This is a genomic window from Robertmurraya sp. GLU-23 (assembly GCF_052983275.1).
The window spans coordinates 594024-606531 of record NZ_JBRKCV010000001.1 but is presented as its reverse complement, the minus strand read 5'-3'; the positions used below and the strand labels follow the sequence as shown (position 1 = coordinate 606531).

Below are 12508 nucleotides of genomic sequence, written 5' to 3'. Positions count from 1 at the left end.
GAGAGCGGTATCGCTCTCTTTTTAGTTCTCTTCATTTTTCTTTTGAATTTCTCTTAACGCTTCTATTCGCCTTTCGTCCTCTTCAAAAAATTGGACGAGGTCACCTATCCGATCTATCGCATCCCAGCTTAAGTGATGCTCAATTCCTTCCACGTCATCATAAATATTTTCTTCTTTTACACCAATTGTTCGAAGAAGCTGCTCCAGTAACTCATGCCGATAAACGAGCCTTTTACCAATTTTTTTACCTTTTGGAGTAAGTACAAGCCCTCTATATTTTTCGTACACTAAGTACTCATCTCGATCTAGCTTTTGAACCATTTTCGTAACCGAAGAGGGATGAACAGATAAACCTTCCGCAATGTCCGAAACTCGTGCATAACCTTTTTCTTCAATTAAATTGTATATCTGTTCAATATAATCTTCCATACTCGGTGTTGGCATCCGTTGACCCTCCCGCGTGCATCATCAATATTAAAAGTTTACTATAGTTAAAAAATGGAGACAAGGGAATTCCCCTCCAAACAACCACTCTCACTTCAAAAATTCCATCTTCCAGCTATAGTACTCATTGTCAGGATTTTTCTCATAGCGCATATTTGCATCAAATTTATTTCCTTTTTTACTCGTTAAACCTTTTACGGTGGCTACCCCATTCTTCAAGAGCATTTTCACCATAGTTTTTGATGGTTTTTTCTTTAAGGCAGCCAAAAATTTATCATTTTTCCAAATAACAAATTTACAGCCATTTTTCCAGTTGTTACAGCCAAAACCTTTTTGCCCCTCTATAATACTTCCTTGATTACAGGCGGGGCATTTTCCTAATGCGTCAATTGATTTCTTTTCATAAGACACTTCATTAATAATAATAGCTTTTTCATTTTTAATAGTGTTTACAGCATTTGTTGTGAACTCAAATATTAAATTCAAGAAGCTTTCTTTCGTAAACTTTTGTTTTTCTATATCTGATAATGTTTTTTCTAGACGGCCGGTAAATTCTAAGTCAAATAATTCTTTCACAGGAAAAGTCTCAACCAAATTTTTACCAAGTTCAGAACAAATCAAGCTCTTATTTTGGGTCTCAATGTATCCGATATCCTTTAATTTCTTTATCGTTTCTGCCCTTGTAGCTGGAGTACCAATGCTATAACCACTTAAGATAGCAGCCATCATTTCTTCACTTTCTTCATCGCCTTGTCCTTTTCCACAAGTCTCCATTACTTTAAGCAACGTCTTTTCGGTATGGTGCTTTGGTGGTTTCGTAGCATGTGAAGTAAGCTTGTGATCAACCATCTCAACCAGATCATTAACTTTTACAAGTGGTAAAATATTATCTTTCGATTCAATTTTTTCCACCCTTCTCCACCCTTCAACAAGCTGTACACGTCCTTTTGATACAAATACACCATTGATGTCAGGGGTATTCATTTTTGTCATGATCTTGGTTTCTTCATGTTCAGCAACCGGCATAAATTGCATAATTAGACGGTTTTTTATAGCATGGTACACAATTTCTTCATCTTTTGTTAGCGATTTAGGTAGTAAATAGGTTGGAATAATCGCACTATGGCTTTCAACCTTTGAATTATCGAACACTCTCTTTAGCTTCGAAAACTTAACTTCATTCTCAAAGGGGAGCCCTTTAGTTATATTTTCTAAAACCTTTGCTGTTTTTCCAACAAGACTTTCCTCTAATACGACACTAGCGGTTCTAGGGTACGTAATATACTTCTTCTCATACAGTGATTGGGCTACTTTTAAGACTTTATCTGATGTCCAGCCTTTAAATTTACTAGTAATAAACCCTTGTAAATTAGACAGATTGAATAAATAGGGAGGATACTCTCTCTTCCGTTCCACTTGTTTATCTGCAATTGTTGCTGACTGATCCTTCAAAGCTTGCTGAATTTTTTCTAAGTGCTCTTTATTAGAAAACTTGTCTTCCTCGTTTTCAACATAAGTACCTTCATACGCTTCACCATCTTTTGTTTTGAAAGTAGCAGCCAATTTGAAGTATTCTTCCGGTTTAAAATTTTCTATTGCTCGATCACGATCATAAATAATTTTTAAGGTTGGCAAAAGAACTCTACCTATATTAAGTGCCTTTCCCTTCCCTTTTTGGTACTTTAATGTCGCAACGGAAGTCAAATTAATTCCGATCACCCAATCAGCCCATTGACGACCGATTCCAGCATCTTGAAGAGGCCTCATCTCTACATTAGGCTTTATTTGTTGGAGCCCTTTTAACACCTCATCTGGTGTCCATTCATTTAGTAACAATCTGTACACTTGCTTTTGTGTTTTTAGATTATAAATAATCGTATCGCCAATAATTTGACCTTCTCGGTCATAGTCACAAGCAGATATGACCATTTCCACATCATTTCGTTTGATTAAATTGTAGATAATCTTTAGTTGCTTTCTTGCACCTAAATCTTCTTTTTCTTTGTTTCTTGGGTCACTTTTTACTTTGTACCGAAAGTTTGGAGGAATAAAAGGGAAGTTTTCCATATTCCATCTAGCCATTTTCTCATCGTAATCTTTTGCATCATAAAGTTGCATAAGGTGTCCAAATGCCCATGTAATAATATATCCATTACCTTCATAATATCCATCTTGTCTGCCTTTAATTTTTAATGCATCTGCAATATTTTTTGCAACAGATGGCTTTTCAGCGATAATCACTCTACTCACTATTTCACCTACTTTATTAAGAAGAAATCACCCTAATACTTATGCGATTTCACTTTTCTAGAACTAGAACAGTATTCTATTTTACCACAATATTTATTTGTAAGGTTTAAGATTTGTTGAACAAAAAAAGCAAAGGATTTTCTCCTTTGCTTTTTTGTAAAATATATTACTAACTTATGTTACTTTCAAATAGCCATTGTCCATAGCTACCAGACTCAATAATCTCTCCATTATTAAAGACCAACCTTCCTCTATTGTAGGTTGCTGTTACTTGACACGGAAAAGTGTGATCTAAGTATATACTTTGTTTATGCTTGGCGAAAAAATTATTTTCTGTTACTTTATAATTCTTCATTGCTACCACCGCAAAGTCCGCATCCATTCCTACTAGGATTCTTCCTTTTGAATGAAGGTGAAATCGTTTAGCAGGTGCTTCTGATGTCCACTCGGCCACCCTTGTTAAAGAAATATTATGGTTAATTGCTAACTCAATCATCGATAATAACGTAAATTGTCCACCGCTTATACCTCCCCATGCTTGAAACAGATTGTAAACAGAGGGGTCTTTCATTGAAAAAGGACAAGGAGAATGGTCAGAGGAAATCATATCAAACTTTCCATCTATTAATAATTGTAGAAGTCTTTCTTGTTCTTTTTTCTCCCTTAGAGGTGGAGCACATTTAGCAATAGGTCCCTTCTCCACAAGATCCTGGTGAGAAAATAATAAATAATGCGGACAAGTCTCTACAGTTACATCCATCCCCTCTAGTTTAGCCGCTTCAATTTTAACGATCGCAGCTTCACTACTAATATGAACAAAATGCAAGGCGCATCCAGTTAACTTTGCATAGGCTAAGGCCCTATCAACTGCCTCTGCTTCTGCGATGGTTGGACGGGATTCCAAATAGTCATCAGGGCTTACTAAACCTTTTTGCAGTTTTTCCTTTTGCAACCAGTTAGTAATCGGAGCACTTTCAGCATGTAACGCTAAAATCTTACCTAGTGAAGAAATTTCCTTCATCCCATTTAATAATGTATAATCATCCGCCCGTTCAAATTCATCATTTCCCGTTTCTGATAGAAAAGCTTTAAATCCTATAGCTCCATTTTCTGCTAGTCCTTTTATATCTTTTTCATGATTAGGGACTAGCCCACCCCATAAAGCAAAGTCAACAACGGATTTCTTTTGTCCAATTTCCCCCTTTTCAAGTAACGCACTTTCATTAATAGTTGACGGGATTCCATTTAAAGGCATGTCAAAAAAGGTGGTACATCCTCCTGCAGCCATCATTTTAGAGCCTGTCTCAAACCCTTCCCAATGTTCTCGTCCAGGTTCACTAAAATGAACATGTACATCAATCACACCAGGAAAAATATACAATCCGGTTGCATCTCGCTCCTCTAGTGCAGTTCCGTCCATTCCCGCCTCCAGTTTTACAATGACCCCATCTTTTACTGCTATATCTACTTGAGTCACTTCATCTGAAAATACAACCAAGCCATTACGTATTAAAAGATCATATTTAGCCATACCAGCCTCACCTCTACTATAACTTTAGCAAACTTTGATTCTCATTCAGATAAACATCTAGGCTCGCCTGAACCGCATTTCCCCGATGAACATTCACTCCATGTCGAATTAAAACGGCTTCTAATGCGCCAAGTACAGCTAGAACATTTTCTCTTCGACAGCTGTATCCCATCGTACCAATTCTCCAAATCTTCCCATGCAAAGGGCCAAAAGAGGAAGCAATTTCAATACTAAATGCTTCTAGTAACATGGTCCTAACTGATTCGCCGTCTATCCCCTTTGGAATCTCTACACAAGTAACACAAGGCAGCTTATTTTCTGAATCACCGAAAAGCTTCAATCCCATCGCTTCTATCCCCGCTATTAATGCCCTTTCATGGAACTGATGCCGAGTAAAGCGCTCCTCTAAACCTTCTAATAAAACAAGCCTTAAACCTTCATGCAAAGCGTAGATCATTGAGGTTGCCTCTGTATGATGATTGAGTCTTCGAGGACCCCAATAATCCTGTAGCATACTTAAATCAAAATAATTACTGGCAATGAAATGATTACTTCTCTTAAAATTCAAATCCTGCTCTGTAGCAATCCCTCGCTCCACCTTTTTCCGAGTGTATAATATGCTTTCAATCCGTTCGTTATACGTAATAGGAGCCATCCCAGATGGAACAGATAAGCATTTTTGAGTGCCACCAATCATTCCATCAATAAACCATTCATCGGTTTTTACCTCAACTCCTCCGATAGATGCAACAGCATCCACCACAAGCAACACATCTCTTTCTCGACATGCCCTTCCAATCTCTTCAAGCGGTTGTAATCTACCGGTTGATGTCTCCCCATGAACAATAGCTACAATTTTAGGCGACACCTTTTCAATCTCTTCAATGACCACTTTAGGATCAAACACTTCACCCCATGGACACTCTATAGAGTACACATCTGCTCCGTACCGTTCACAAATTTCTACTAACAAATGTCCAAACCTCCCATATATCGGAACTAAGACCCGATCTCCAGGTTCGATGATGCTACAAAGAATCGCCTCATTTCCCGATCTTGAGGTACCATCAATGGGAAAAGCCCAAGTGTTCTTTGTTTGAAAAACTTGACGAAGCATTGTCATGACTTCATTCATAATAGCTGTAAAAGCAGGATCAAACTGCCCTAAAATAGGTGTGCTCATCGCACGTAACACACGAGGATCAACTTCAACCGGTCCTGGGGTCATAATTGTACGCAATGGTGTATGCAATTCCGAAAAAACCACCATGTTTCACTCCTTTAATAAGCTAATTTATATAAAACTTCTGTTAATAACTCAATTCCTGTCTCCAAATCTTCCAAATCCGTAAATTCCTTTGGTGAATGACTAATTCCAGCACGGCTAGGTACAAACAATAAGGTAGTCGGGCAAGTTCCACCAAAAACTTGAGCGTCATGCCCAGCCCCGCTTATCATTTTTTGATAGCGGTATCGTTTTCTATCTGCAATCTCACTTGCCCACTCACACATTTCTTCATCCATCTTTACAGGCTTCACGTCCATCCATTGCACAATGTCCACTTCTATATTTGATACACCAGAGAAACGCTTAAACTCTGTAAAAATTTTTTGACAATATTGCTCAATAATTTCTTCCTGATGATGCCGAATATCTAAACTAAATTCTACCTCACCAGCTACTACATTGGGTACATTCGGCTTTACGTTTAATCTTCCAACTGTAGCAACTAACATAGCATCTGTATTCTTTGCTTTCTCAGTTAAGAAAGAGATTAGATGTGAAGCAGTGCTTACGGCATCTTTTCGAAACTGCATAGGGGTTGTTCCGGCATGATTACTTTCACCCTTAATTCGAATGGTATAACGGCGCTGACCTACGATATGAGTAACAATACCGATTTGGTTTTTATTTCGTTCAAGAGTCATTCCTTGCTCTATATGGATTTCTACAAATCTATCTATATCTGTACGAACCGGTGAAACGTATGACGTTGGATCAAAGCCTGCTTGCTTCATTGCTTCGAAAAACAAAATACCCTCTCCATCCCTAACATTCTCCACTCGAGAAAGGTTGTAAGCACCACTAATATTCCTTGACCCCCAAAAAGTTAATGGAAAACGACTTCCCTCTTCCTCACATAAAGAAACCACTTCTATCGTTTTTTTCGGGTATCCATATCTATGAAACAGCCTTACCGTAGCTAATAAGCTTGCAATAATACCGTATGAACCATCGTACTTTCCACCGTCTACTACCGTATCAATATGAGAGCCTGTCAGAATCGTCTTTTCATTTCCATCTGTACCTGGTAATCTACCAAATAAATTTCCCACGCTATCAAAATACGTATATAACTTCGTTTGATCCATCATATTTTTTAATGCTACCTGTGCCTCTAGCCAAGCTGGTGAATACAGAAGTCTTGTTACACCCCCACTTTCTGTTTCTCCTATTGAAGCAAGCCATTCAATGACTGCTCCCACTTGTCCTTCTTCGATTAATTGTTTATTAACCTGAATGGCCATCCCCTTCACTCCCTATAAATAAATACATGTTATTTTTCTTAACATCGTCACGTTATATTATTAGTTTACCTATTTTCCCAGTGAACTTCATTAGCGTTTTTGTAAAATATTCGATAGTTTTTTATGCAATTTGACTAAATCATGATAATATTAAACAAAAAATACTAAATTTTCTGCATAATAAACGAAAGGAATGTTCCTATTGAAAGTAAACCAACTCTTAACTGTGCCGGATTTAGAAGGAATGAATATGATTGCCGGACAATCAGGAATGGAACGTGAAGTAAAGTCTGTTAACATGATGGATGCTCCTGATATCATTCATTACTTAAATAAAAATGAATTCCTTGTCACAACCGCCTACCATTTTAAAGATCACCCTCAAACTCTAACCAATTTAGTTGAAGCCATGGCTACACAAGGCTGTGCCGGATTAGGAATTAAAACAAAACGATTTTTAAATAAAATTCCAGATGAAGTAATTGAACTAGCAAACGAACTTTCATTACCTGTTATTGAACTTCCGTTACATTTATCATTAGGTGAAATCGTGAACCATTCATTACGCGCCATTCTTGATCAACGTGCATCCGAATTAACATTTGCACTCGAAACACATAAGCAGTTCACAAAAATCATTATGGAAGGCAAAGGAATAGGACTGTTACTTCAAGATTTATCACAGATGATCCAACGACCGGTCCGATTGATTGATCAGTATTTTAAGCCCATTTTCCAACAAACACCAGAAAGCACATTCCCTATATTTCCAGATGAGATTACACTTCCTAAGTCTCCAATCTCACCGATTTCTTTTTCTATTTCTGACACAAGAGAGACATATACTTTATTTCCCATCCATATTAGTGAAAGAAAAAAAGGGTACCTGATGATTAACGGGGAGGTAAAAAAAACAGATCAGTTAACTTCATTAACAATTGAACAAGCAACAAATGTGATTTCATTTTCTCTTATGAAAGAAAGCGCCCTTAGACAACAAGATCGGAGCATTCGTAACGATTTTTTCATTCACTTTATTGACGGAACTTTTTCATCACAGGAAGAAATTATTGGCAGAGCATCTGAATTCTCATTAAAAAATGATCAAAAGTATATCTGTGTAATAGGTAAAATCGATGGTGATAAATTCCAACCTTCCTATGCCGAGCGTCATGAAAAAGCAGATGTAATTTATGATTTTATTGAAGGCGAAGTGTCTGCAACGACCCCTAAAATTCATTTTTTCACAAAGGGTGAATCTTGTATTCTCCTATTTGAATCAGATGAAAATGTGTTGCACCCTAGTATGTACTGCGAGTCTATTTTGGTTCAACTTCAGGAAAGAATATTTAAATACTATGAAAATACCATTTCATTCGGAATCAGCAATTTATGCCACACATTTATGGATGTTAAGAACGCCTACAAAGATGCCCTAGACGCACTATCACAAGGAAAATTTTCAAAGCAGATTGGATATATCCAAACATTTCAAGCAAAAGATATCTCTGAATTGTTACGCATGGTACCTCAAGAAGATTTAAGAAACTTTTATTCTTTCGCTTTAAGTAAATTTACAGATATTAAAATAGAAGAAGAACAAACTTTACTAGATACATTGTCTGTTTACTTAGAGACACACTGCCAAATTTCTGAAACGGCGAAAAGATTATTTATCCATAGAAATACGGTGGTTTACCGTATTGAAAAATGCGAAGAAATTTTAGGAAAAAGCCTAAAGGATTCAGAAACAACCCTACAAATAAGGCTAGCTTTACGGATTAGGGCCTTGTTACAAAATTAAAGTTCCTACATAACAAAACTCAAGCAAAAGCTTGAGTTTTTATCTTTTATATAAGTTGAATAGAGTTTAACTGAATTTTTAGTCATTTTAAACAATGACAGTTAACGAAATATTGATTATGATGTAACTATTCGTAACAAATCATGTTATATTATATTACATACATAACAGAAAGGAAGAATTAACCATGACCGGACTATCAAAAGTGTTTTCTTTAGGGTTACAGCACGTGCTTGCTATGTACGCTGGAGCTATACTCGTTCCCTTAATCGTAGGAGGCGCTTTAGGATTTACCCAACAGCAACTCTCCTTCCTAATCGCGATTGACCTACTCACCTGCGGAATCGCAACTGTATTGCAATCCATGAACAATAAATACATCGGAATCGGTCTACCAGTTGTTTTAGGAACATCATTTGTAGCTGTTTCTCCTATGATTACTATCGGTACGAATTATGGTATTTCAGCTATCTACGGTTCAATTATAGCTGCTGGTTTATTCATCTTAGTTTTTGCTTCTTTATATGGAAAACTAATCAAACTTTTCCCTCCTGTTGTCACAGGAACGGTTGTTATCATAATCGGATTATCTCTAATTCCCACTGGAATAAAAAACATGGGAGGAGGAGCTGCCAATCCTGAATTTGGTTCTACAGAAAATCTACTTCTTTCATTCTTAGTACTAACCATCATCTTAGTAATGAATCGCTTCTTCACCGGATTTTTACGAGCTATCTCAGTTTTAATAGGCATAATAACCGGAACCATTGTGGCAGCATTTTTAGGAATGGTGAACATAGGCGCCCTAAAAGAAGCTTCCTGGTTTCATATCCCAACACCTATGTACTTTGGTGTTCCAACCTTCGAAGTCCTCCCCATCTTAACGATGATCTTAGTAGGTACTGTTATTCTCGTTGAATCAACTGGAGCATTTCTCGCTTTAGGTAAAATCACTAATAAAGAATTATCTGAAAACGATTTGATTCGCGGATACCGTACAGAAGGTATCGCTTTTACTTTAGGAGGGCTTTTTAACGCTTTCCCATATAGCACATTCGCACAAAATGTAGGATTGGTTCAATTATCTGGCATAAAGAAAAACACCATTACAATTGCAGCAGGATTTATTTTAGTGGCATTAGGGCTGATTCCTAAAATAGCAGCATTAGCCACGATTATCCCTACCTCAGTTCTAGGAGGAGCAACGGTTATCATGTTCGGAATGGTCGTATCATCTGGCATAAAGATATTAACAAACGTAAACTTTTCCGATCATAGCAATCAGTTAATAGTAGCCTGTTCTATTTCCTTAGGACTAGGGGCTACTGTTGTACCTGAACTATTCGCCGTTTTACCAGAAGCACTCCGAATAGTAGTCGGCGATGGAATTATTGCAGGAAGCCTCTCCGCCATTCTATTAAATATTATCTTTACCACACGCCCATTAAGCTCTATTAAGACCACAACAAAAGCAACAGTAACTCCAAAAATAAAAAGCATATAAAGAAAGGAAGAGAACCTAATGTACACAATTAGCCAAATAAACGATACAAATCTAGATGAATTTATGAACATAATGAATGGAATTTTCGAACACTCTCCCTGGATTGCCCATAAAGCTTTCAGCGAAAAACCATTTCCTTCTTTACATCATTTACACCGATGTATGGTAGATGTAGTCAAACGCGCTTCCCCTGAGCAGCAATTAACGCTAATCAAAGCCCACCCTAATTTAGGTGAACGAATCGCAATGACAAATCATTCCACCGAAGAACAAAAAGGTGCTGGATTACAGAATCTTACCAACGATGAGTACGAGCAATTCCTCCAAACCAATCAAGAGTACATGGAGAAGTTTGGTTTTCCATTCATTTTAGCCGTTCGCGGAAAGAACAAACATGAAATATACGAATCGATGAAAACACGAATTTCTTCTGGCAAAGAGACTGAGTTTGAAACAGCTTTGACTGAAATATACAAAATCGCCCTTCTTCGCTTAGAAGAGATCATTAAAGGAAAGGATGATATATTATGAGTTTAGAAACTTTAAATCTTCAAGTAAAAAGAGATCTCTCTTATCTCAATTTCGGTGGCACTAATTGGGTCCACCCCCATAGTCATCCCGATGGACATGTTTACGATGTCGTCATTGTGGGCGGCGGCCAAAGCGGTTTAGGCTCCGCCTTTGCATTATTAAAAGAGCGGGTAGCTAACATTCTTGTTTTAGACGAAAATCCCGAAGGCTTCGAAGGTCCATGGGAAACATATGCTCGCATGGTAACATTGAGAACACCTAAGCAATTAACCTCTGTTGACCTAGGCATTCCCTCCCTCACGTTCCGCTCTTGGTGGGAAGCACAATTCGGACCAAAAAGCTGGGACAATATCGACAAAATCCCTAGAGGAGATTGGATGAATTATTTACGATGGTACCGTCAAGTACTACAACTGCCTGTCATCAACGAAGTTAAACTTACATTAATCGAACCTTCCCAAGAAGGAATACATCAGCTTCATATCGAAGGAAAAGGGGCGTCTACGAACAAAATATTAACTCGAAAAGTGATCCTCGCCACAGGCATACAAGGCGGCGGAGAATGGCATGTTCCATCAATGATTTCTGATAATCTACCTAAGCATCTTTACGCGCATACATCAGAGCCTATCGATTTTGAAAGTTTAAAAGGGAAGAAAGTTGCCATTTTAGGTGGCGGTGCCTCAGCCTTTGATAATGCTAACTTCGCTCTTACAGAAGGCGTAGCCGAAGCACATGTATTCGTTCGGAGAAAGGAACTTCCAAGAATTAACCCGATTCGCCAAATGGAAACATCAGGCATGATTGAACGCTTCCACTCTTTAACAGATTCAAATAAATATAAAATCATTTCTCACTTTTTTAAACATAACCAACCACCAACGAACGATACATTTGCTCGCGCATCATCCTGGCCTGGCTTTAATCTCCATCTTGGCTCTCCATGGATTCATGTCGAGCCAAGTAACGACGGAGCAAAAATCACAACTCCCAACGGGATTTTCCATTTTGATTTTTTAATTATTAGCACCGGTCTACTAACCGACCCAGCTTTTCGTCCAGAATTAAAACTGGTTGAAAAGCATATTGCCAGATGGGAAGATCGCTACCAACCTACAGAGGCGGAAGCGAACCCAATCCTCGACGCACACCCTTATTTAAGTCCTGGTTTCGCATTCTTAAGCCGTGATGAAAAGGGAAAAAAATTATTACACGGAATATTCGCTTTTAATTATTCCGCATTAATTAGTTGCGGAATTTCCGCCTCTGCACTTTCCGGAATGAAAATCGGGATCCCCAAGCTCGTTTCGGGTGTAGCCGACCAACTTTTTTTAGACGATCAAGAAGAAATACTTACAAATTTCTTTAGCTATAAAGAAGTAGAATTTACAGGAGAATGGGACAAAGAAAAAGAATTAGTTGTATCCACAAAACACACAGAAACAGAAAAGGAGAAACAATGACAGGTCTAACTACACATATTTTAGATTTATCTCACGGCCAACCAGCCAACAACGTAACCATTGAACTGTATTTTCAAAAAGAAAGTTCTACAGAATGGACCCTTCTAAAAACCGCTGTAACAAATGATGATGGGAGACTTGATTCTCCCTTCGTATCTAAGAAAGAATTAAAAACCGGTTGTTATGAGTTAGTTTTTCACATCGGGAGTTATTTTCACAACATGAACCTTGATTTACCCAACCCGCCATTTTTAGATAAAATACCTGTTCGCTTCAACATCGTTGACACAACAACACATTATCATGTTCCACTACTCGTTTCTCCCTGGGGTTACCAAGTTTATAGAGGAAGTTAAATACCACTAATCACCTACTAAAATAGCAGGTGATTTCTTTTACTAAAAAAGATAGATTTCCACTCAAATAAATATCCCCGAGTAGTTTTACTACTC

At 37.7% G+C, this 12508-nt stretch carries 10 protein-coding genes; 5 read left to right on the top strand and 5 right to left on the bottom strand.

What is annotated here, in order from left to right; genetic code table 11:
• Positions 1-21: 21 nt before the first annotated feature.
• From mntR to allC, 5 genes are all read right to left on the bottom strand, one after another.
• The gene (mntR, locus tag ACVBAX_RS03115; protein ID WP_430773105.1) at positions 22-444 is read right to left on the bottom strand and encodes a transcriptional regulator MntR; all 423 of its coding nucleotides are present in this window, start codon (positions 442-444) and stop codon (positions 22-24) included.
• A 90-nt stretch (positions 445-534) separates the two neighbouring features.
• The gene (locus ACVBAX_RS03110) at positions 535-2694 is read right to left on the bottom strand and encodes a type IA DNA topoisomerase (protein ID WP_447115841.1); all 2160 of its coding nucleotides are present in this window, start codon (positions 2692-2694) and stop codon (positions 535-537) included.
• Between the two features lie 169 nt (positions 2695-2863).
• Positions 2864-4225: an allantoinase gene (locus ACVBAX_RS03105; protein WP_447115840.1), complete on the bottom strand. Its 1362-nt coding sequence runs from the start codon at positions 4223-4225 to the stop codon at positions 2864-2866.
• 16 nt (positions 4226-4241) lie between these two features.
• Complete coding sequence (locus ACVBAX_RS03100) at positions 4242-5495, bottom strand: pyridoxal-phosphate-dependent aminotransferase family protein (protein WP_447115839.1); 1254 nt, start codon at positions 5493-5495, stop codon at positions 4242-4244.
• A gap of 11 nt (positions 5496-5506) precedes the next feature.
• Positions 5507-6754: an allantoate deiminase gene (gene allC, locus ACVBAX_RS03095; RefSeq protein ID WP_447115838.1), complete on the bottom strand. Its 1248-nt coding sequence runs from the start codon at positions 6752-6754 to the stop codon at positions 5507-5509.
• 202 nt (positions 6755-6956) lie between these two features.
• Between allC and ACVBAX_RS03090 the strand changes: the two genes are divergently transcribed.
• The 5 genes from ACVBAX_RS03090 to uraH all read left to right on the top strand — a co-directional run bounded on the left by ACVBAX_RS03090 (position 6957) and on the right by uraH (position 12412).
• Entirely contained in the window at positions 6957-8558 is a 1602-nt protein-coding gene (locus ACVBAX_RS03090; RefSeq protein ID WP_447115837.1) for a PucR family transcriptional regulator, read from the top strand.
• Positions 8559-8745: 187 nt separating this feature from the next.
• Complete coding sequence (locus ACVBAX_RS03085) at positions 8746-10062, top strand: nucleobase:cation symporter-2 family protein (RefSeq protein ID WP_447115836.1); 1317 nt, start codon at positions 8746-8748, stop codon at positions 10060-10062.
• Between the two features lie 18 nt (positions 10063-10080).
• Positions 10081-10593: a 2-oxo-4-hydroxy-4-carboxy-5-ureidoimidazoline decarboxylase gene (gene uraD, locus ACVBAX_RS03080; RefSeq protein WP_447115835.1), complete on the top strand. Its 513-nt coding sequence runs from the start codon at positions 10081-10083 to the stop codon at positions 10591-10593.
• Entirely contained in the window at positions 10590-12056 is a 1467-nt protein-coding gene (locus ACVBAX_RS03075) for an NAD(P)-binding domain-containing protein (RefSeq protein ID WP_447115834.1), read from the top strand. The genes uraD and ACVBAX_RS03075 overlap by 4 nt, the downstream gene beginning before the upstream one ends.
• Positions 12053-12412, top strand: a complete 360-nt coding sequence (gene uraH, locus ACVBAX_RS03070) for a hydroxyisourate hydrolase (protein ID WP_447115833.1) — start codon at positions 12053-12055, stop codon at positions 12410-12412. The genes ACVBAX_RS03075 and uraH overlap by 4 nt, the downstream gene beginning before the upstream one ends.
• Positions 12413-12508: the final 96 nt, after the last annotated feature.